15 protein-coding genes are annotated in these 22787 nt (G+C 38.1%); 7 read left to right on the forward strand and 8 right to left on the reverse strand.

The window, feature by feature from the left end; all coding sequences use genetic code 11:
• Positions 1-6 precede the first annotated feature (6 nt).
• The 5 genes from MSVAZ_RS07535 to MSVAZ_RS07560 form a co-directional block, all read right to left on the reverse strand.
• Complete coding sequence (locus MSVAZ_RS07535; protein WP_048119875.1) at positions 7-465, reverse strand: hypothetical protein; 459 nt, start codon at positions 463-465, stop codon at positions 7-9.
• 1287 nt (positions 466-1752) lie between these two features.
• Positions 1753-2772, reverse strand: coding sequence for a hypothetical protein (locus tag MSVAZ_RS07540; protein WP_048119877.1), 1020 nt, complete (start codon positions 2770-2772; stop codon positions 1753-1755).
• Between the two features lie 170 nt (positions 2773-2942).
• Positions 2943-3224 (reverse strand): DUF3795 domain-containing protein, encoded by a 282-nt coding sequence (locus MSVAZ_RS07545; RefSeq protein ID WP_048119879.1) that lies wholly within the window; start codon positions 3222-3224, stop codon positions 2943-2945.
• A 586-nt stretch (positions 3225-3810) separates the two neighbouring features.
• Positions 3811-4906 (reverse strand): IS1 family transposase gene (locus MSVAZ_RS19400; protein WP_157206013.1). Its coding sequence is split into 2 segments (ribosomal slippage): positions 3811-4486 and positions 4485-4906, totalling 1098 coding nucleotides; the frame shifts between segments, so codons are not numbered across the junction.
• A gap of 173 nt (positions 4907-5079) precedes the next feature.
• Positions 5080-6063, reverse strand: coding sequence for a TolB-like translocation protein (locus tag MSVAZ_RS07560; RefSeq protein WP_232316251.1), 984 nt, complete (start codon positions 6061-6063; stop codon positions 5080-5082).
• A 388-nt stretch (positions 6064-6451) separates the two neighbouring features.
• Between MSVAZ_RS07560 and MSVAZ_RS07565 the strand changes: the two genes are divergently transcribed.
• From MSVAZ_RS07565 to MSVAZ_RS07580, 4 genes are all read left to right on the forward strand, one after another.
• Positions 6452-7366, forward strand: coding sequence for a nucleotide-binding protein (locus tag MSVAZ_RS07565; protein WP_048119883.1), 915 nt, complete (start codon positions 6452-6454; stop codon positions 7364-7366).
• Between the two features lie 650 nt (positions 7367-8016).
• Complete coding sequence (locus MSVAZ_RS07570) at positions 8017-8256, forward strand: hypothetical protein (protein ID WP_198146814.1); 240 nt, start codon at positions 8017-8019, stop codon at positions 8254-8256.
• A 281-nt stretch (positions 8257-8537) separates the two neighbouring features.
• Entirely contained in the window at positions 8538-8792 is a 255-nt protein-coding gene (locus MSVAZ_RS07575; protein WP_048119888.1) for a MarR family transcriptional regulator, read from the forward strand.
• A gap of 1201 nt (positions 8793-9993) precedes the next feature.
• On the forward strand, positions 9994-11295 hold the full coding sequence (locus MSVAZ_RS07580) for a phenylacetate--CoA ligase family protein (protein ID WP_048119890.1): 1302 nt from the start codon (positions 9994-9996) through the stop codon (positions 11293-11295).
• 488 nt (positions 11296-11783) lie between these two features.
• Here MSVAZ_RS07580 and MSVAZ_RS07585 read toward each other — a convergent pair whose 3' ends face one another.
• Positions 11784-13292: a hypothetical protein gene (locus tag MSVAZ_RS07585; RefSeq protein ID WP_048119892.1), complete on the reverse strand. Its 1509-nt coding sequence runs from the start codon at positions 13290-13292 to the stop codon at positions 11784-11786.
• Positions 13293-13791: 499 nt separating this feature from the next.
• Here MSVAZ_RS07585 and MSVAZ_RS18770 point away from each other — a divergent pair, with 499 nt between their 5' ends.
• From MSVAZ_RS18770 to MSVAZ_RS07600, 3 genes are all read left to right on the forward strand, one after another.
• A complete protein-coding gene (locus tag MSVAZ_RS18770; RefSeq protein ID WP_052727915.1) occupies positions 13792-16701 on the forward strand; it encodes a tetratricopeptide repeat protein in 2910 nt (969 codons plus the stop codon).
• A gap of 313 nt (positions 16702-17014) precedes the next feature.
• Positions 17015-17884: a winged helix-turn-helix domain-containing protein gene (locus tag MSVAZ_RS07595; RefSeq protein ID WP_048119894.1), complete on the forward strand. Its 870-nt coding sequence runs from the start codon at positions 17015-17017 to the stop codon at positions 17882-17884.
• Positions 17885-18166: 282 nt separating this feature from the next.
• Complete coding sequence (locus MSVAZ_RS07600) at positions 18167-18406, forward strand: MTH865 family protein (protein ID WP_048119896.1); 240 nt, start codon at positions 18167-18169, stop codon at positions 18404-18406.
• Between the two features lie 551 nt (positions 18407-18957).
• On the opposite strand, the gene ppcA is transcribed toward MSVAZ_RS07600, so the two are convergent.
• Both ppcA and MSVAZ_RS07610 read right to left on the reverse strand, forming a co-directional pair.
• Positions 18958-20538, reverse strand: a complete 1581-nt coding sequence (ppcA, locus tag MSVAZ_RS07605; protein WP_048119898.1) for a phosphoenolpyruvate carboxylase — start codon at positions 20536-20538, stop codon at positions 18958-18960.
• An 816-nt stretch (positions 20539-21354) separates the two neighbouring features.
• Positions 21355-22785 carry a TrkH family potassium uptake protein gene (locus tag MSVAZ_RS07610; RefSeq protein WP_048119900.1) on the reverse strand — a complete coding sequence of 477 codons (1431 nt, stop codon included), beginning with the start codon at positions 22783-22785 and terminating at the stop codon, positions 21355-21357.
• Positions 22786-22787: the final 2 nt, after the last annotated feature.

The following is a 22787-nucleotide window of genomic DNA, read 5'->3' on the forward strand; positions in this document are numbered from 1 at the left end:
ATATTCTTAAGAATCTCTTTTAGGAAAAAGGAGAGTTTTTGTTGATGTAACATTGATACCGTTAATGTAGTTTAAGTTCAAGATTTGTTCTTTAGAAAAGCCTGAAGCGTTAAATTCAACTTGCCCTTTGACAGAAATTGTAGAATTGGGACTTATGGTTTTGTTACCAATTATCTCATGATTCTCAGTTAGTACTCTTGCTAAAATATCTTTTGTAAAAATCGGTTCAACAGAATCCAGATGAATTTCCCCATTTTTCTCGTTATATAAGACAAAATCGTAATTAAAGGCCTGTATGCTTGTATTATTTGCACTATCAATAGGACCTAAAACTTCTGTGGCTGACACTATTTTTAACCCGTCTTCTGCTTGGGAAGAGTTGCTGTTTTCCTTAATCTCAACAAACAATATAGCTAAAACTAAAAGAAATATTAAGATATTGCGTATTAAGTTTTTATTCACCATATCCTTCCTGAAACCAAACTAAAATGGTATTTCTGATAGTAGATTGCTGTTTACTAATGTCTGTTCAAAAAATGAATCAATTATTCAATAGCTAACTCATTGATCATTGCACAAATTTAAAAGTTCATGTTTGTAAATATAGTTTAAGTTTTTCAAATAAAATATAAAAAGCAGTAGTATATATAAAAAATTGAATATAAAGAGTCCCTGATACAGAATAGACAGTGAAATAACCTGAAAACAGAATTGCAGGTAACAAGATGAGATAAAACACTTCTTGACTTGAGAAATTGTTTTATTTAACCCGAAAACCTACTTTAATTCATGGCTAATATAGAACGTCTCCGCCAGCTAGCCTGGCAGCCCTGTGAAAAAGGAGAAAAAGAAGAAAGAAGCAGTTAGTAATAGAGAGGAGAAAAAGTACAGTTCTTTGTCACTTTTACTTTTTGTTTTGTCTACTTTTTTTGAAAATGCCGCTCTCCTTTGTCGAGCGGGACAAATCACAGTATAGTGGGATGATTAAAAGTAATTTCGAGATCGAAATACAAGGATTAAAAGACAGATATACTAGTATCTAAGCAATTTAGTTATGGATTATTATAATTAAGAACGGGACTAAAGATGAAGTATTGTCTATGTATTGAAGTATCATAACTAAGTTGCCATGACACTAGGTTAGTTAATTAAAATTTCACAGTTGTATACTTTTAAAGGAATTTTGCTAAAATTATTTTTTACGATACAACTACCTTTTTTAAGACTGTAATTTTCAGTTTAGAAAAACTTACGGAATATACTTTCTAAAATCCTGAGGATCTATTTTTCAGGATACCTATAATCCATAAGTTTAATTTGAGAGAGGGGATTCGAACTCATGGACACCTTGGGAAGTGTATCTTAAGTCCATTGCCTTTGACTTGGCTGGACAACCCGTATGGAAGGACACTTTAGTCTGCTCTTTGAAAACTAAGCACATCGCAAGACAAACTGTAATTCGAACAATTTCCTCTAAAAACGCGCCTGGAAAAATGTTAAAAACATATTAAGACGCTTCACAAGAAACAATAAAAGAAACAAAAATAGAAAAACTGTCAGGTTAAGGACTATAGGAACCTAAATCTTTTTATTACCCCATCAAACGTGAACGGTACATAAATCTCGGACAATTTTCGTACATTAGGAAATAGCCAAAGAAAAAAATGAGAAATATTGCAACTGCAACTTATCTAGGACCTTCTAGTTTTTATACCCCGCCCTAAAAAGAAAGGAGCCTTTCGCCTTAGAGTTTCAAGCTGAAAGATTATACAAATAGATATCTCTGTTTTCCCGGTGTTCTGGGTCAGTTCGTGAGTCTATATATACGATTTTATCTTCGTAAATTGCAGGCTCTCTTGCATAAGTGCTGTCAGTAATACGAGTTGTCTCGTTAGTTGAGATATTGTACATGTAAATGTCACTCGACCATTTTTCTCCTCCTCTGTATTTTTTTTCCAACACTATTCTATCACCATATACATCTGGATTGGTCGAATTGCCATCAAAAGTGACTTGGCGTGTTTCATGCTTAGCAATATCTCGCATATAGACATCCATTACATTCATTAATTCATTTTTATATTCTATCCACACGACAATGTTTCCGTAAATTTTACCGCCACCTGCTCTACCGGTTCTGCTGATGTCACTTATTCTCTTTGTAGGTATGTCGTATATGGAAATATTTGCACTATATTCGCCTGGATTTACCCGATTCATCCGTCCATACACAATTTTATTTCCGTAAGTAGAAAAACCCCACCGAGGATGCGTACCAAATAGATCATGTGTATATGGAATTAGTTGAACTTCTTCACTTGTGCTAAGGTTGTATAAATATAAACTGTTATACTCAGCGTTTTGATAATATGCAGGCTGACCATCAACATATTTTGACCTTACGTACACAACATTATCACCATAGATCGCTGGTGTACTCGTATTATCGATTTTAGTTTCTTTACCAGTGGAAATGTTATACACGATCACGCTTCCACCATCCCACCATGTAATTTTATCTCCCTGAATAGATGGGCTATTTTGTGCATATCCCAATCCGGTTATGTTTCCAGTAGTCAAGTCATACATGCCAACCATGTTACCAAAAGTATCAGACCATGTGACAATGTTGCCATAGATTGATGGACTCGATGTTAGCCTCGAACTTATAATCATAGTCTCTTTGCCAGCATTTGCTATTGATGTAAAGCTTATAAGAAAAATCAAAGCAAGCCCTATATGTATAATTTTATTCCCCACATTAATCCCCATAAAGGATATAATACTGGAAAACTACATCAACATTGCTGCTCATTAGCAATATGGGGGAAAAGAAAGAAGAATGAGGGTTATTTATTGTTTTAAAACAAAATTATAGTCTCCAAGCATGCTATCCCTATATCTTTTATGACACTTTTTCAGATTTAATTTTGATCTGAAGTTTACCTTAGTCCTTTTAAGACGGAAACCCTACCTTGAATTGATTTTTGATGTTCCTCTTCACTCAAGGAAGGATCCTTTAAAGAAATCCAAAGTTCGCAGGGGATTTGCGAACAACCGCCGCAATTTTGATAATCTTTTTCCTTAACGCATTTATAAACAGGGCAGATATCAGCACCGATATACTGGGCCCAATAAACCTTGCCTTCAACTGCATCACAACCGACACAGTCGTTATTCAGATGAGTACATCCTTCACAATTTGCTCCACATACACAGATCATCTTTATACCTTCCGTAAACAATTTCAGTAGTTATAAGCAAATTTTGTTGTTTAAGGTGAGTAACTGTTCTAAATTATTCAAAACGTTGAGTAGATTTATCAGTCATTTGAATCTCAATACTATTGCATTCACCTTTACTTACAAAAGCTATCTCAAATTCATTATTCTTTGCCAAGTAAGCTGAAAGTATTCTTATATTTCAAAAGTTACTTTCTTTTTCATACTCAGATCTTCAAAATCTTACTAAGAATGAGATAGGAAGTCAATTCTTACCGTCAAAATTATGCAAAACCCTTTTTGTCAGCTGTGAAACCGCAGCCAATGAAATAACAAAATCGTAAAAGAATACTATGGATCGTGAGGAAAAGCTTAGGTTAAGAGTAAATAAATGCTTATTTATTTCTCTTCTATTCTTGTTTTTTCTGCACTCTAAATTTCTTATTTTCTCCAAATACAACTCATCTACATCCGGCCTTGTCCTTTAAATTGACGATTGCTCCACGTTTATCAAAAGAGATATGTCTAATATGTAAAGTACCACATCACCAATTTAATTACAACTCGCAAGATTTTTGATGGTCAATCTTTATTTGATTGATGTTTTAAAACACCTGAATGTCAGCAATTCCTTTAAGGTCCATATTGAGTCCACAATTCCTGCCTCTCTTGCAGGTGTATTTTTACATTCTACCCCTCTTTCATCTTTGTACTTTAATCCTCCATGACCTCTACAGAAGTTAAAGTGGGTACAATATAACCTCATTTGATGCTCTAACCATTCTTTGACTTTTGAAAACCCTATTGTTTTTCTTGAAACTCTGTTGTTATCCTGCCTAAAAGTCAGGTTTTGTCTTTCAAGTAAAGTTGTTGAGATTTCACTTTGTTCAATATTGTTTCCAAAGATAATCTTCTTCTTGACTTTCTTAAGTAACCCATTTATTCTTATTTTGACTACCTGTGCATACTTCAAATCATCACGGGGAAAAATTTCTGGTTTCTTTGGTCTTCCTCTTTTCCCAGTTCTTGGATACTCAATTAAAACTCCAAAATGTTTCAAAAGGGCTTCTCTATAAAAGTTCAATCCATCTGTGACAAAAAGAGGTATTTTATCCGAAAGATGTTTTTTAACTGACTCGACTAACTTATCCGCAACATACTGTTTTCTTGGTCCTATTACAAAGTCCAGTATTAGCCTACAACCTGGTGCAAAAGCTACCCACATCCATGGCCCATTATCTTCATAATCCTTCATTCTAGGAACTTTTTTTTTGAATTATTACCCATAGTTCATCCATTTCTATCTTGGGTACATCCACGTCTTTCATCATACTGTCATTTACTTTATCGCATTGTTCAGCTGCACGAGCTAACCATCGTTTTACACTGGCAGATTCTACCTCTAAAACATCGGCAATGGCTTCAATGCTCATACCTTTCATAGACATTTTTAAAGCTAAATCAATAGTTTTCTCAGCTTTCCGAAGATTATGATAAAAAGTGTCTGTATGGTCGTTGAATACTTTACCGCAATGACGGCAAAGATATCTTCTTGTTTTTTCTCCACGACTTATATATGTTCCATTTCCAGTAATATTGCCTTGGTTAGTAAGACCATAGAGCTTGCAGTTTTTGTTAGGACAGGCAACGTCAATGAATCTTGGTTTTGGACCTCTTTTTCCCATAACATAAACATATGATGTTAAAAGATATAATACCAATCAGATACAAAGTGACCATCAGATTTTTGCCGGGAATTAAAAGAAAAAAATGAGAAATATTTGCAACTACAACTTAGCTGAGAACCTTCTAGTTTTATATTCCGTCCTAAAAAGAAAAGAGCTTTCGCCTTAGAATTTCAAGCTGAAAGATTATACAAATAGATATCTCTGTATTCCTGGGATTCTGGATCATCGCGTGTATCTACATATATAATTTTGTCGTTATAAATTGCAGGATCACCAGCACAAGTGCTGTTTGTAATACGAGTTGTCTCATTGGTTGAGATATTGTACATATAAATGTCACTTGAAAAGTTGTTTCCTATCCAGTATTCTCTTTCCCACACTATCCTATCACCATATATATCCGCACTGGTAGAATTGTTATCGAAAGTGACTTGACGTGTTTCATGCTTGGCAATATCTCGCATGTAGATATCCCTTGACTCATTTTTTTGTTCTACCCACACAACAATATTTCCGTAAATTTCACCTCCTGCTGCTGTACCAGTTCTACTGATGTCACTTACTCTTTTTGTGGGTATGTCGTATATGGAAATGTTTGAACTCCATTCACCTGAATTTACCTGATTTGCCCGTCCCCATACAATCTTATTCCCGTAAATAGAAGGATAAAATCGAGCATGTTCATACGGAGTTAGCTGAGTTTCTTCATTGGTGCTGAGATTGTATAAGTACAAACTGTTAGATTCATCATTTTGATGAGAGGCAGGCTGACCGTCCTCATATTTTGACCTTACGTACACAACATTATCACCATAGATCGAGGGCGTATTCGCACCAACAATTTTAATCTCTTTGCCAGTGGAAATGTTGTACACAATTATATTTTTATCATAATCCCACCATGTAATTTTATCTCCCTGGATAACTGGGCTATTTCCTGCATGTCCTAGTCTGGTTATGTTTCCGGTAGTCAGGTTATACATCCACGCTGTGTCAGTAGTAGTCTCAGCCCATGTAACAATGTTGCCGTAGATTGATAAATCCAATGTTAGCCTCGAAGCTACGACCCTAGTCTCTTTGCCAGCATTTGCTATTGATGTAAAACTTATGAGGAAAATCAAAGCAAGTGATAGATATATTGTTTTGTTTCCCACATTAATCCCCATAAGAGATGTAATACTGGAAAACTACATCAATATTGCTGCTAATTAGCAGTGTGAAGGAAAAAAGAAAAACGGATAAAAAAATATTTACTTTTTCAGCATCCCGTTATCGTTTTTTGGATAGTCTCTATATTAGACAAGCGCTATTTGCAATTATTTCATTTCAACTATCAGTTACTGGTTGTGTTTTTCATTTTCATTTGAATTAGTAGTTGTGTTTTTGACAACTCTAAATGAATGGCCTGACTTAAATTAAGTATAATTGAGAGATAAGGGGAATTTTTGCCGCAAAATTAAGAAAAACAGAATTTCCATGTCAATTATTGCTGAAGTATGAGCTTATAAATCGGATCTGTTTGTTTCCCTGTATGGTGATGAAATGACAAAAGCAAGAAACATCGCAATATATGGAAAAGGCGGTATCGGGAAATCAACTACCTCATCAAATCTTTCAGCGGCTCTTTCTGACCTGGGCCTTACAGTAATGCAAATAGGCTGTGATCCTAAGAGCGACTCCACAAATAACCTGAGAGGAGGCAAATCGATCCCTTCCGTTCTTGATGCTATGAGAAGTGGAAAAAGAATTGAAATCAGCGACATCGTCTATGAAGGGTTCAATGGAATTCTCTGTGTGGAAGCAGGCGGTCCTGAGCCTGGAGTAGGCTGCGCTGGCAGAGGTATTATTACTGCAATCGAACTTCTGAGGCAAAAAAACGTCTTTGAAGAGTTTAACCCTGATGTTGTAATTTATGACGTGCTTGGAGACGTTGTCTGTGGAGGATTCTCAATCCCTATCCGTGAAGGCGTAGCAGAACAGGTATACACTGTTGCATCCTCGGATTTCATGGCAATCTATGCAGCGAATAATCTCTTCAAGGGTATAAGGAAATACGCAAACAATGGCGGTGCGCTTTTCAGCGGAATAATTGCGAATTCAATGAACCAGCCGATTCAAAAAGAGATAATAAATGATTTTGCACGTCAGACAAAAACAACGATTGCCGGATATGTTCCCCGTTCACTTGATGTTACAAGAAGTGAACTCAGAGGACAGACTGTAGTTGAACATGCGCCTGATTCTGAGCAGGCTGAGGTATATAGAGAACTTGCAAGAGGCATTTTGAATAACAATAAGAAATATGTTCCTGCACCTCTTGAGTCTGAAGAACTCAAAACCTGGGCCGAAAGCTGGTCAGATATACTCCTCAGGGAGCGTGAACAGGTACATGGACATGAAGGAAAAATGAAAAGCAGTAGCATTGAAGAAGGAACACCAATAAGTTCCGAAGCATGAGATACTCAAAATTCGGCTCTGTAGAAATCTCTTCAAATCGACAGAAACGGATCAGATCCAATTATTGAAATCCAGTTCGCGTCTTGAGTCACAGGTATTTGAGGTTCCTCCAACCACCGGATTTCTACAAAGTCTAAAATTTGTATCTCAAACTCTTTTATAAATTTAAAACTAAATGAATCTAAAGCTCCTGTTGTGAATTACTCATATAGCAGGAGTTTTCGAACTTACAGTTTTTAACTCGATGAACTTAATCCTTATCTGGGCATTGGGGCATTCCATCTCTTTCTTTCATCTCTTTCTTTCATCTCTTTCTTTCATCTCTTTCTTTCATCTCTTTCTTTCATCTCTTTCTTCTATCTTTTTCTTCTATCTTTTTCTTCTATCACTTTCTTCCATCTCTTTTTCCCATCGGTTTTTTACTAGCGACAATTGCTTTTTTCAAATTGTTTCATGAAATTTCCAGTGATTTGTTCGTTATGTGGACAAAACACTTTTATATCTTAAAAAATAATTATCTTCACGATTGTGAACAATACGAATTTAACTTCACAATTGTGAAGTCAAGACTTCAATTAAAAATCATACATGCGGTAGAAATAATGGGATTAAGTGAGCGAAATCTAAAGCAAAACAAAAATTACCGAATTATGATTGATTCGGAGGGGATAGGCCATATTAGAATAATCAGACGCATTAACCTGAAAACTCTGATTGAAATTTTCAAGGAGCTTTACCTTGAGCTTAAAAAATATCCTGACAAAAAACCGCATATGAAAATATATATTTCCCACTCAATTTACGAAGAGATGTCAGATAACATGAAACATTTCCATGACTTTGCAGTCTCATGTATGGATGGGACATTTGAACTGATTGTTATTAGCTAATTACTCGTCTTAGCTAATTATTTATTTCAAGTTAGTCAAATATTTGAAATAATAATATGCTCTATTTTAGGGCATATTACATATGGGTTACTGAAAGTCACAATTGTACAAAAAATGGCTATTGAAAAAGCCATTTTTGGATTATTGGGTAAACAAATATCCTTTTTGTATTCATTTTGGAAATTTCGGCCAAAAGGTTTAAAAACAAAGAATCCTTCTATGGAAATGGTGATTCACTATGAGGGATCGTTTTTGTTGAAAATGAATCTATAAACAACAATGTGAATGAAATTAACTACGAAAAACTTGAGAAACTGCCCCCGTCGGCAAAGCTGGTATTTAAAACACTTGAAGCTAAAGGGCAGATGACACAGAAAGACATAATTCGTGAAACAATACTTCCTTCACGCACAGTAAGATATGCAATAAACAGGCTAAAGGAAGAAAAAATTTTAATGGAACGTTTTTATTTCATTGACTCACGTCAGAGTCTTTATGAAATAAGAAAGCCTTCAAATCAGGTTCTGGCAGTATGAATTAAAAAATGCTTTTCTGTGTAACTGGATCAAACTTCATTGTATATCCGAATATTTGATTTTTGAGGCATATAAACCTCAATTATTTTTTAGAGAACTACTGTTAATAACTAATTTTAAGAGTTAATCTCAAATCCAAATCTTCTCTCCTATATTTCATACTCTGACTAATTATTCAAAATTCAAGATAGTGAGAGTCTTTTTAATTTTTTCTGGTTTATCTCCAATTTCAAACATCAGTTAGATCATTATCAGTTTTGAATGATCTTGCTTTGTCTACAATGTCTCCTATCAAAGAAAATAGGCTCTTCGTCATCCCCTATGGATAAGATGATTTTCAATTCAAGGCTGTATTGTTTTTTGGCTGTATTGTTTTTCATGAGAATATTATGAGGATATCCACACAAAACAACGAAGAGCCTTTTAGTTTTTCACGATTTAAAGTGGAAATCTAAAGAGACCAGAAAATAATAAAAAGTCTCTTCTTTCTAGCACTTCTCTATTACTGCCAATAATTGCTGGGCAGCCTGTTTAGCTTAGGGGTGGTCCACATTCTTGTACCGTAGCTTAATGCTATAAGGTTAAACCAGTAAAGAAAAATTAGATCTCTATATTAGCAAAATAGGGTTAAAATAATATTATTTGTTAAAAATATTATATAGAGTGAGAGCATAGTATAAATTGCGTTCTCATCTATTACAAGACCACATAGCAAGACCTATTCCACAAGAAATACTTCAACGCCTACTCCGAAAAATATAATATAAAAGTGAAGAGATAAGAAGCTCGCAACCCGTGAGTCCAATACCAAACCTCTTCCTGAACAAGACTTAATAAGTGCCGTTCGGAACTTCCAGAATTTCTCAGGTGGGAACGCATCTCTTTTCCTAAATAAAACGTTACAACTCAATATTATCCTAAAATATAGTTCTTTTACTTTTCGGATAGGTTCTAAGTCAATTCACATTCATTGCTCCCCTTTCACAGGCAAATATCAGGATTTCTCAAACCTCCCAACTCAAAACCCTCCTCCTCAACAACGTTTATATGTAGTAAGGATTACAGTACACCTGATTTTTCCGAACGTTTTATATTACTCATTAGATTACTTAATATATCATGACATGTAGAAACATGGCATTCATGTATTAAAATTTACAACCTGATAATGGTTTCATAAATAAAAAAGAAGGTTCTGTTAATGAAATACTGGCAGCCGAAATACGAAACAATGAATCCCGAAGAATTGAAGAAATTACAGCTAAAACGCCTTCAACACAGCGTAAAGCTGGTCTATGACAATGTTCCTTTTTACAGGCAAAATTACAAAGCAGCCGGAGTCACTCCATATGACATCAAGACCCTCGATGATGTCCGTAAATTGCCTTTCACACGGAAAACCGACCTTCGGGACAACTATCCTTTCGGGCTTTTCGCTGCCAAAAAAGAAGATATAGTACGTATCCATGCCTCGTCCGGAACCAGCGGGAAACCGACAGTTGTCGGGTACACGGCAAAGGATATTGAAACCTGGTCTGACCTGGTCGCCCGTGACCTCACGATGATTGGGCTTTCAAAAAGCGACACTATTCAGAACTCAATGAATTACGGGCTCTTTACCGGAGGCATAGGTTTCCACTACGGTGTAGAAAGAATGGGCGCAATGGTCGTGCCGGCTGCAACCGGAAACACCGCCCGGCAGCTTGAAATGATGATCGACTTCGGCGTAACTGCAATCCACTGTACCCCTTCTTATGCCTTTTACCTTGCCGAAACCGCTGAAGAAATGGACCTTATAGACAAACTCTCCTTAAAAGCCGCTATATTCGGAGGGGAACCCTGGTCCGAAAACACGCGGAAGCAGCTCGAAAAGCGGCTCAACCTTAAAGCCTATGACTGTTACGGCCTGTCCGAGATGTTCGGTCCAGGAATCGGTTTTGAGTGTCAGGAGCAGGACGGCCTGCATATCTGGAGCGATAATTTCCTTGTAGAAGTCCTTGATGAAAACGGAGAACAGGTCTCAGAAGGTGAAAAAGGTGAACTTGTCCTCACTTCCATCAACAAGGAAGGCTTCTGCAACGTCCGATACCGCACAGGCGACATGACAAGGCTTCTTGAATCAGAATGTGAGTGCGGCCGGACAACCACAAGAATTTCCCGCCTCATGGGCAGAGCCGACGACATGCTGATCGTAAGAGGAATCAACGTTTTCCCCTCCCAGATCCAGGACGTGATCTCTCGCATCCCGCAGGTAGGCGAACACTTCCAGCTCATCCTTGACCGTAATAAACACATGCTAGACGAACTTACAATCGAGGTCGAACTCGAAGATAATGCCTTTACCGGCGATCTCAAAGACCTTAAAGCCGTCCAGAATTATGTCCAGCACGAACTCAAAGCTGTCCTGAATATCCGCACAAATGTCGAGCTCCTTGAGAAAGGTAGCATCGAAAGAACCGCAGGAAAGGCAAAGAGAATCATCGACAGGCGGCCGCAGCTCTAACCGGAAGGGCAGCCTCAATTAACAATAAATCAGGGAAAAATTATTCCCTGGTCTTTTTTTTAACCTTTTTTAAGACCTGTTTTTTAGCAGTCCTTTTTAGATTACTCCAGTTTTTATTATCCAGCTCTCAGAGCAGAGAAAATAGCGTTTCAGAACCTTCAGAACTCCGGACAACCCTACGCTCGGTAAAATAGAGTGATTTTTGCGTAAAATCTGAAAATAAGCTGAAATTTTTTGATTTTGTTTTAATGAAGCCTACAATAAGCCAAAATTGTAAAATAATCTGTTTTGGCGATCTGAAGCAATAAAAAAGTATTATAAAATACAGCTCTAGCTTGTAAATACAAAAAATGAAGAATACGAAAAATGAAGAATACGAAAAATGAAGAATACGAAAAATGAAGAATACGAAAAATGAAGATATGTGTTATAGGTAACACATATCAGCCAGAGTTTGAATTTGCCTTAATATCCCGGTTGCTTTCCCCTTAACTCTTTGGATCAAATTTTATAGCCCGGTCGTATACTATCTCTGAGTAGGCTGGCCCGGTTTTTGTTGTGTTCTCCATGTAGGCTCTCCAGGCAACAAAAAGCGGCTGATCAGGCTCTATACCGTGAACTCCCACGCCGGAGGGAACCTCATAGCAGTATTGATCATCTTCGCTGCAGTTCCTGGCGAGCTTGTAGACATACAGGTATTTCGCATTTGGATTGTCAGGGAGGTATTCCTCGGCAGATCCATTGAAATCTGCGTCTGTAATTGCTCTAACACCATTCCACACATCTGCTCCGTATATTGCGAAGTTCGAGTACGTCGCCTTTCCTGTGGCTACATGGTTAACCCCATAGACAATTATGAATTCATTGGAATCGTTGCCCAGGGTAATTGCTGGTTCTCGCAAGAAAGGATAATACAGCGAGGTATTAACGAAAGGAGGTGTAGGCGAAGAGATAGTCTGGTTTGCTGTCCATAAATAGCACGCATCGTTGTTAGGACCGACACCGTTAATTCCTCTCTGGATAGCATCACTCCCTACAGGAACTGCCTGACTGGTCGGAAGTTCTGTGGCACTCGACTCATTATATTTGTTAAGAATTGCAATCCTTAGCTCTTCGAGATCATCCATAAGCTCAAACTCTGTTTGCCCGGTTCCGCGGACCCTCAGTTCCGGATAATCATACGGGTCCAGCTCCGTAGTGTTGTTGGGAGTAATCCTGAAAACAGTTGCAGGTGTATTATTTATGTAATCATCACCAGCCTGTGTGTCATTGAATAAAGCTGGGCGGACAAACGCGGCAAACGTATCGGAATCATTCTCCAGTCCCATTTTTAATATGGTTGATGGCAACACCTGGGTGTTAATTATATCGTCTGAGTATCCCGCAGATTGGGCAGCAGCCCGGATGCGTTGGTCAATGCCTCTGTCGGCCGTAATTATTATTACCGTGGTTTGATTGAAAGGATTTCCAGACGACCCGTTTGGAGTCCCTTCGGTTTTAATAACCAGGTCGTTCACCGTATCTGCTATGTTGGAAAAGAGCCATCTCCTTTCATTACCAATCGTCCTGTGCATTATGTAATGATCGTAGCTGAAGTACCTGCATTCCGGAGGTGTTCTTCCCACGAAAACAACAGCTTCATCAGGACCAAGGTTCCAGAATGGAGTTGTATTTCCGCTCATCCCAAGCGTACTGGTTAATTTAGAAATCCGTTCATCTACTCCCTGACCAGTTGCTGCTGGAACAAAATATGCAACATATTTTGTGGTGGGATTGTTTCCATATGCAGAAGGTAATATTCCTTTCTCTAACATCCCTATTAAATCAAAGTAACCCAGTTCACCTTCCTGTACGGTGAACCCCTCCTGTTCTAAAGCCTGTCGAAAAGCCTCTGCGTCATACGTTTCCATATTTGTTTCTACATTCTCTGCGAGGGCAGTTCCTGTTAATGATGTGAATAAAACGCCAATTATTATAACCATTATATAATTTTTCATATATAACCCCCAAGTTAATTTATTATTTAATATATTAGAAATCTTGTCAGGACATTGACTAAATTTTGACAGTCAATCAGTTAACATTTAGTATCATTCCTTTCTCCAACACCCGGTTCGGACTTATGTTTACTTTGTAACAATAATTTCATAAGAATATCCAACAAATCTAACAAAACTTTAAAGCCCATTTTTCATTTTATACTCAATTTTCATTTTAACCCAATTTTCATTTTAACCCAATTTTCATTTTATACCCATTTTTCATTTTATACCCAAATAACCGGTTGTAAATACTGCTTTCTAATATCCCGGACACTCAACGCTCGACGCAGGAGAGCGGCCTTTTCCATGAAGTCTGCAAAAAAGGTGAAGTTTTAGAATTTTATCAAACGGATCCCTAAAAAAGTTAAAATCTATATCATTTTTATTCTAACAGTTCTAAATAACAAAATTTATTTTACATGCCTCCAATATCAAAAAAGAATTGGAGGAGTTTATGGATCCAGCCGCTCTCGCCCAGCTCGCTCAGCAAGCAACAAATATTCTCATTCCTGCCTTGTCTGCCCTGTGCATTGCAGGAAAACCCGCAGTTGACAAAGGCAAAGAAGTTCTTGTGGATTTGATTTATGAAAAAGCCTTTGAAAAACTCGGTTCTGAAAGTGGAAAAAGAGCACAGGCTCTGCTGGATAAAATAAGCCCTATAATGAGTTCATCCCTCGAAAAAGCACTTACAAAAATTCTCAGAAACTCCCAGGATCCAAAAGCAAATGAAGAGCTTCAGGAAGAAATCCTTAAGCTGCTGGTGGAAAATCCAGACCTTGCCAGGGAAATTGAACCTATTGTGATAAATTTTAATGTTGAAAACATTGACCAGCTTGCATTAGGAAACTACAATAATTTCTTCAATTTTAAAACGCCTTCTGGAGACGAACTAATCAAAATCATTGAGTATCTGGATCAGAAAAGGAAAGAAGCCGCAAATCAGGAAATACTGAACCGTTACAACCCTTCAACCCTTCCATATTATCCCGAAAAACTAAAGCTATTTGTTACCGAAAACCGTTCAGAAGAGTTAAGAAAAGCACTTACATATCTCGAAAATCACCGAATTTTACTTATCAGCGGCGTTGGTGGAGTTGGGAAATCCACCCTTGCAAGGGCTCTTGTAGACCTCAGACCTGTAAACGTACCTGAACCTTTCTGGTTTGACTTTAATCAAAATCAGAGCGCAAAACTGGGAGATATCCTTGAAAAACTTGCCTCCTATCTGAAAGCACCAGAAATCGCATCTTTTAAAGACGAAAGGAGAGAGCCCGGAAAATTTGACATTGATAAACTCACAGGTGAATTTCAAAGAAGAAGTGAAGTCTGGCTTATTTTTGATGACCTGAGCACTATTCTTGAAGACCAACGTTTTGCAGACAAAGGAATCGAACTTCTATTTTCTTCCCTGCGACACAACACCCACAATGCAAAAGTTATCGTAACAAGCAGAACTCTTCCTATCTTTGAAAACGGGGAAAAACTGATTGATGTGGTAGAAAATGAGGATAAACAGGACCTCAAAGGTTTGAATAAGGATTTTGCAGTTGACTACCTTATTAGTAATGGACTTGACGAAGTGGAACCTGAAAAGCTGGAAAAACTGGCTATAGGCGTGGATGGTCATCCCCTTGCCCTGAAGTTACTCGTAGAGCTGGTAACAGAATTCGGTGTGAAGGATATGCTTGAAGACCTGAGTATGTATCAAAAAGACAAAGAGGATACAATCTTAAAAGCCAGAAAGTTATTCGACAAAATGGCAGGAGACGAAAAAGAACTTCTTGAACGCTTTTCTGTTTATCGTGAGCCTGTGAGTATGAAAGGGCTTAGGGAAATGTTTACGGAAAATACTCCAATAAACGCTATTAAGAGACTCCGCGACAAGTCCCTTCTCGAAATCGACCATAAAGAAAACTATTGGCTCCATCCCTTAGTCCAAGAATTCTTGTATCAGGATCTGATTAACAAAAATGAAGTCCACCTAATTGCTTACAATTACTATAAATCTCTAAAACTCCCCGAAAACCCAACCAAAAAAGAAGAGCTTCAACCAGCAATTGAAGCTCATTACCATGCATGTATGGCTGGAAAGTATGATTTGGCAGCATCTCTCATATGGGAATATAATCTTGTCGATCTTCTGGATCTCTGGGGAAATCAGAGAACCCTAATTGAAATCTATGAAAAATTGTTGCCTAAGGATCATTTTGTGGATGAACCAATTCTTAAGGACAAAAAGGTTCATGAAAATATTCTTGGAAATTTGGCGTTAGCATACCGTTATCTAGGCGAGCTAAAAAAAGCAATTGAATATTCTGAGCAGGCATTGAAAATTTCAAGAGAAACAAATGATAGACATAACGAAGGAGCTTGGCTTGGATATATGGGGTTAGCATACATGGATCTGGGCGAACCAAGAAAAGCAATCGAATATTACAAAGATGCATTGGAAATCTCAAGAAAAATGGGTGATAAACGCAGAGAAAGTGGTCATCTTGAAGATCTCGGGTTAGCTTATAGTCATCTGAGCGAGCCTAAAAAAGCAATTGAATATTCTGAGCAGGCATTGAAAATTTCAAGAAAAATGAATGATAAACGCAGAGAAGGAAATTGTCTTGGAAATTTGGGGGTTGAATATAGTCACCTAGGCGAGACGAGAAAAGCAATTGAATATAACAAGCAAGCACTAAAAATTGCAAGAGAGATCGGCTATAGACGCGGAGAAGGAAATCATCTTAGAGATTTAGGATTAAAATATAGTCACCTAGGCGAGACGAAAAAAGCAGTTGAATATAGCGAGCAGGCACTAAAAATTGCAAAAAAGATAGGTAATAGACGTGGAGAAGGAAATTGTCTTGGAAATCTGGGGAGCATATACAATGATCTGGGCGAATCTAGAAAAGCGATTAAATATTGCCAGCAAGCAATGATAATTTCAAAAGAAATGGGCTATAGACGTGTAGAAGGAAATCATCTAGGAAATCTGGGATTAGCATACATGGATCTGGGCGAACCAAGAAAAGCAATTGAATATTATGAACAAGCACTAAAAATTTCAAGAGAGATTGGCGACAGGCGCGGAGAAGGAAATCACCTTGGAAATATGGGGTTAGCATACAGTCATCTGGGCGAACCAAGAAAAGCAATTGAGTTTTTGAAGCAATCCCTTGCTATAGGAAAAACGATTGAAGACCCGAGGATAATTAGCTTTTGTGAGAAGAAATTGAAAGAACTTGATGGGATTGAAGACAATGAAAACTCAAACTATTATCCAACCTCTAATAATTCTCCAGATTCAAGATTTTCTCCGGCTTCAAAAAATATACTTCAGACTATTATCAGCAAGCTGAAGTCCAAAAAGTAATCTTTCAAAAAAAACAGATTTTACTCTTTAAATAGACTCATTTCTTATGGACTCATTTCTTATAAACTCATTTCTTATAAACTCATTTCTTATAAACTCATTTCTTATGGACTCATTTCTTATAGACTCATTTCTTATAGACTCATTTATTACAAATTTTTTGTAATCTCTTCTCATGAGCTTGATACAAATATCCCAAAATCAGCATTAAAAGATCCTAACTATTTCTTTTGCCTTTAAGGAATTTATACATCCTGGTGACTCTAAAAGTCGTAGCAAAAACTTTAAAAACAAGGCAGGAAGATCTAAAAGTATGAAAAGCGGAAGTGAGAACGGTTCTCCTGAGGCCCTGACAATATCCGATGACCTGGAGCTGGGGGAAGTAAAAGCTATTAGAGAAAAGCTTTCTGAAATGCACAATGACATTAAAAAAGTGATGGAATTTACCAGCAGGCTGCGTTTAGAAGCTGCTATTGAAAGGTCCAGGCAAGAGTATTCAAATGCTCTTCTCAATCACCTCTTCGAAGACATCGATTCCGGTCTTGAACAGAACATGGTAAAAAAATACCCTGAAAAGCAAAAATGTACTTCTGCATTTACGGCTCTTCTGCAGCAAAATGCAGGGCTTATAACGAAAAATAGAGTAGATGACAAATCAATATCGGACAACCGAAAAAAACTGGAGGAACTGAGATGCGAAGCTCCTTACAACAAATGTGAGAAATGCTTTTCCGAAGTATCGAGCCTTCTGGTAAAACAGGTGAACCTTATGCGCTCTATGAGGATTTATACTAACAACCAGGAACAGAAACCGAATATTTCTGCTCTTAAAACCTCTGTAGTTATGAGTGAAATCCTTGAGCCGGTCTCAAACCCCCAGCGTCTGGAAATTCTCAGAGCAGTAGCATTCGAAATGAAAAGTTTTTCTGCTTTTTCCGAACTTACGGGCCTCAGAGGAGGAAATCTGCTCTTCCATCTCCAGAAACTTATGGAAAGCGGGCTGATTCTACAACAGCACGAGAGGGGAGATTATATGATTACTGAGAAAGGTTTCAAAATACTTCAGGGTCTAAACGAAATTTATTCTTCACTTCAAAATTATCCACTTCAAAATTCCTCAAAGCAGAAACCTGAAAAGAACGATCTCATGGAAAGAAAAGAAAAAACAGAGATGACTATTTAAACTCAGGTATTTTTGATCCTCAGTTTTGCAGCGTTCAACCTCGCAACTTTCCATTTTTTAAGCACTATCTGGTTAAAATTAGCAACTCAGGTGTAGTAATACAGTTGAATGCATTAACTATATTTCAGTGCCGATTAAGTATATATCAATAACCTGCCAATAACAGAGTGTAGAATGAATTCTCCGGGGAAATCAAACTGCAAAGATCCAGAATGTCAGACAAAGAATATATAAAAAACACGGAATAAAAGTTGAGAAAAAAGCAAAATATGAGGAGTAAAAATGACTGTAAAAGATGATATTCACGGGCAGATCGTTGCAGGCCTTAAAGATGCAAAGTTTCCTATAAATACCCCTGAAGAACTGCTTGCTGCATTTCCTGCAGGTGCAGATACTACATGCAGGTCGGGCAACCTTGAAGTTACTGCAGGAGAAGCAGGAAAATTGCTTACTCCAGCAGATTTTCCATTCAAAGACGCAAAAAAAGTAGCAGACACAATAGTTGAAAGAGCAGGGCTTTAAGTCCTGCCCTTTTATTACAAAGGGAGCGCAGAGGGTCACGAATAACCCATTCTTTACAGCCTGTCCTACAACTACCCTTCGTAATAAAATAATTCCCTTTTTTTTGATTTAAAGGCTTTATTTGCTTTTTTTTAGAACTTTTTTATTACTTCCAATAATTTCCGGACAGCCTGTTTAGGGTTGGGTGGCCGCTCGCAATTTGATTTTGTGACAGTTCCTTAGTATATATATATTACAAACTCCAGTACCAATAGTAAGAATCTCCGTAACGATCTTACCAATATTACTGTCCCAGAAACAGCTAAAACTCCAGTACCAATAGTAAGAATCTCTGTAACGATCTTACCAATATTACTGTTCCAGAAATAGCTAAAACTCCTATACCTTCAAAAAGCAGCTCAAACGAGGACAATACCACGGAAAAAGTCAATGACCAGTGGCAAATTTTGATAAGAAGTGAGGTCGAAGGCCAGCAGCACCGAAAGGCGATAAAAATACAGAAAAAAAGAAAGAAAAAAAAGAAAGAATCAATCGATCGGAGCCAGAATTACTTAACCGAGGGCCTTTCTTATTTTTCCCATTTTGGTGAGGGTCGAGCATACAAGCTGGGAAACTTCCTCGTCCATACAATTTCCTTTACTTCCGGCCTGCAGGAGGTCAGGCTGCATCATTTCTACCAGGATGCGGTATGAAGGTTCGGGGCTGATTTCAAGATCAAAGACCTCATGCAGGATATCTATATCTTTGCGGACCTCCTTCAGGCATTCCCTGGATAGGAAGCGAGAAGCCACATTGAGATCCAGATATCCTGATGCAAACTTCAGGTCACCTGCAAGGGAGGGGAAGTATTTTGTAAGCAAGTTTTCACAGGCAGCTTCTCCGAGTTTTTCCCGAGCTTCTTCAAGAGCACGGCCTGTCCCTATGAATTCCGGAGGCAGACCTATGGAATAAAGAGCGCCTGTAAACTTGATTGCCCTTGGAAGCTGAAGGTCTTCAGCAGGCATACTGGCTTCAAGCTCTTTTCCGATATCGGCACGGCAGAGTTTAACCATGCCTGAGATATCAGGAGCGCTTCTTGAATAGCCGCCTGTACCTTTGTGCATAAGACGATCCCGCTGCTGTGGGAGAAGGTCAGCTATCCTGTTTATCACAGGAGCCAGTTGCCTGAGAATCCTGCTGTAGCTTGCTCCAAATATCCCAATGAGGTTTATTATTTCTTCTTTTTCTTCGACAGAAAAGAGTTCAGGCGTTTCAGGTAGCCTGGCCTTTGCAAGTTTTACAAGGGATTCAGCGTCTCCTTTTTTATGGCTGTACCTGAGCGCGGACTGGAGAGTAATGGTTCCAACCCCACGGTATTCCCGGAAAAAGTTCTCTGCATTCTTCAGGTCCAGGTGTCCTCTGAAAGGCAGTGTTCCTGCTCCGAATATAATGCCAGTTTGGGTGCCTATTTCGGAATTTAGTTCGCAGATTCCGTTTATTGCGTATTTGCATGAAAGCGTGCTCGCAATGTGCCCAAAAGAAAGAGCAGAGTCGGATTTACCCAGAAACACCCGGAATTTCTCAGGGACTGTCCCGAAGTGTTCTTTCCAGGAAAGAATCGTATTTTCTGCAAGTTCTTTTGCATTCAGCAGCGCAGGAGCATCTTCTATGAGAGGAATTATGCGAGGGACTTCCATTGAGAAACCAAATTCCTTTTTTGCAAGCTCACTTACGTCTACCATGTGCTGTTGAGCTCCAATAATTTCCCTGACGCTGTCTGTCATGGGATGCACGAATTCGCTGATCGCCTGGACATCCGAGTATTCAAGGGCATTGTAATTAGCCTCAGCAATTGACATCATAACCATGAGCTGCCTGAACCGGTTTTCCTGAACCGCACTCGGAGCTCGAGGAGTAATAAAAATATCTTTTCCTGGGGTCAGGTCTGTTTCTTCTATGAATTTTGATACAATCTGGACATTCTGATGGTAGGGAGTTGCCTTCCCTTCATAATCCGGCATATACTCATCACAGCCGAATATCTGTGCAGCCTCTATAGCTTCTCCTGGCTCTTCCTGCGTCGCAATATATTTTGACGCCGAGTCCGGATGCTGGGTGCACATTACTTTTGGAAAAACGGTTTTTTTACTCATGAAATGAATCCTCACTGTGTACAGCTCAGACCTTAGTTTACCGCTGAACTGAGTGTTGAACTTACTATGAAATACGCTGCTGAATTTCTTACTGAATACGTTAGTGGATTTATTACTATACTTGCAATTTTTTTAGTGAATAGCAGGTAAAGTCCGTTATTGTTAACCATTGGTTTGGTACAAATCAGCATCGAATCATATTGTTTACTTTATGATAAATGTTTCCGTTTACAATAAGTTGACATTTAACACTTGAGTTAACAAAACTACTGAAACTATAACATAACGATTGAAACTATAACATAACGACTGAAACTATAACATAATGACTGAAACTATAACATAACGACTGAGGATTGTACCCTGAAGTCTCAAATAGAAAAGATTATTCTATAAACAAATATGCAAAATTACTAAGATAGTTACGACTACAAACTTTTAAAAAGAGTTTGATCAAAAACGGAAAACTGCTTGCCTGCAAATCTTTTTAAAAAAGACTTGAGCGAAAACTCCAGTAACGACATAGGAATGATAAAAATGTAACTTCAAATTTGCAGTTCAGGAATTGATCTATAATTTCATTATCACAATAATGATTCTTGGCAACAAATGCCTTGATATTATACTTGAATCATTCCTAAATATCTCTCCTCATTCTCCATATGACTATTCGATGAAAGATGGTCGAATTCTTTTCATAACGTCTTAATGTCAACTAAAACAAACAGTAAGCTCCTTCTTCATCAAATGGGAGATATCCTATTTCGTCGCTTATCAGCAGTTTGTAATACTCCTTTTTGTATTCCACAATTCTCTTCATGAGTGCCAGAACTCCCTTGTAAAGAGTACAAGAACGGTATAAACCTCAAGTCTGCCTACCCACATATTACTGATAAGAATGATTTTTCCCAGTGATGGGATTGATTCAAAGTTTGCCATAGGCCCGACAATGTTAAAACCCGGACCTATGTTTCCGAGAGTCGTTATCGAAGCCGTAGCCGAGCTTACCATGTCAACTCCCAGTAGTGTTAGAAGCACTGTACCTACGACAAAAACACCTATATAAAGCACAACAAAAGAGAGTATTGACTGCAAAATGTCATCCGGCACTGCTTTATTATTAAAGCGGATAGGTTTAACAACTCTGGGATGAACAAATTTAAAGAGTTCTCTCCTTGCGTATTTTAACATCAGCATAAAGCGTACAACTTTCATGCCTCCACCTGTAGAACCTGCACATCCCCCGATAAACATGACTGAAAGAACCAGAATTTTTGCCGAATCTTTCCACCTATTAAAATCAGTTGAAGCAAAACCAGTGGCTGTCATAATAGAGGTTATCTGAAATATGGCATAACGGAAAGAATTGAACGGAGAAAATCCCATATCTTTGAATAGAACCAATGTCAGTAAACCTGTGAAACCAAGGATATAAAAAGAATAGGCCTTGAATTCCTCGTCTCGAAAGAGAACAAACTTATTAACACGAATAACCCGGTAATAAAGGGCAAAGTTTGCCCCCGCAACAAACATGAAAAATGTAAGAATAAATTCAATAACAGGGCTGTGAAAAGCTTCTATTCCTGCATTGTATGTAGAAAATCCCCCGCAAGCCATACAGGCAAAGGTATGATTGAGAGCATCGTAAAGGGACATTCCTCCGAGCACCAGAGCCACAACTTCAAGAGCAGAAATGAGAACGTAGAGCGTCCACAGAATTCTTGCAGTTTCCCGGATTCTTGGCTTCAGCTTATCTTCAGTCGGACCAGGTGCCTCGGCCCTGAATAGCTGGCGGCCGGCAACTCCAAGCTTTGGTAGAACTGCTATGAAAAGTACAATAATCCCCATTCCTCCAAGCCAGGCGGTGAAAGAACGCCAGAAAAGAAGCCCTCTTGAATAGCTCTCAATATTTACAAGAATCGAAGAACCCGTTGAAGTAAAACCCGACATTGTTTCAAAAACCGCATCAATAAAAGAGACCCCTTCAAAAAGAAAAGGAATAGCTCCGAAAACCGCTGCTGCAAGCCAGCTCAAGGCTACAATGGAAAGCGCTTCCTTTTGCTGCCAATCCTCACGGCCTTTAAACCGCATGAGAAGCAAGCCCGAAATAAGGGTTATGAAAAAAGAGACAATGAAGGGTACAAGAGGTTCCCGGTAGTAAAAAGCTACTAAAAGAGGAACAAGCATTGTAAAAGACAGAAGAAATAGAATTTTCCCTAATGCATTAAAGACTGCCTTGTTATCTATAA

This window comes from Methanosarcina vacuolata Z-761 (genome assembly GCF_000969905.1).
Taxonomy (GTDB): Archaea; Halobacteriota; Methanosarcinia; order Methanosarcinales; family Methanosarcinaceae; genus Methanosarcina; species Methanosarcina vacuolata.

Bases quoted from the DNA above. Each gene is read 5' to 3' on its own strand.
- MSVAZ_RS07600 (WP_048119896.1), top strand. From the start codon at position 18,167: ATGACTGTAAAAGATGATATTCACGGGCAGATCGTTGCAGGCCTTAAA.
- MSVAZ_RS07595 (WP_048119894.1), top strand. From the start codon at position 17,015: ATGAAAAGCGGAAGTGAGAACGGTTCTCCTGAGGCCCTGACAATATCC.
- MSVAZ_RS07540 (WP_048119877.1), bottom strand. From the start codon at position 2,772: ATGGGGATTAATGTGGGGAATAAAATTATACATATAGGGCTTGCTTTG.
- MSVAZ_RS07580 (WP_048119890.1), top strand. From the start codon at position 9,994: ATGAAATACTGGCAGCCGAAATACGAAACAATGAATCCCGAAGAATTG.
- MSVAZ_RS07570 (WP_198146814.1), top strand. From the start codon at position 8,017: ATGATTGATTCGGAGGGGATAGGCCATATTAGAATAATCAGACGCATT.
- MSVAZ_RS07535 (WP_048119875.1), bottom strand. From the start codon at position 465: ATGGTGAATAAAAACTTAATACGCAATATCTTAATATTTCTTTTAGTT.
- MSVAZ_RS07565 (WP_048119883.1), top strand. From the start codon at position 6,452: ATGACAAAAGCAAGAAACATCGCAATATATGGAAAAGGCGGTATCGGG.
- MSVAZ_RS18770 (WP_052727915.1), top strand. From the start codon at position 13,792: ATGGATCCAGCCGCTCTCGCCCAGCTCGCTCAGCAAGCAACAAATATT.
- ppcA (WP_048119898.1), bottom strand. From the start codon at position 20,538: ATGAGTAAAAAAACCGTTTTTCCAAAAGTAATGTGCACCCAGCATCCG.
- MSVAZ_RS07545 (WP_048119879.1), bottom strand. From the start codon at position 3,224: ATGATCTGTGTATGTGGAGCAAATTGTGAAGGATGTACTCATCTGAAT.
- MSVAZ_RS07585 (WP_048119892.1), bottom strand. From the start codon at position 13,292: ATGAAAAATTATATAATGGTTATAATAATTGGCGTTTTATTCACATCA.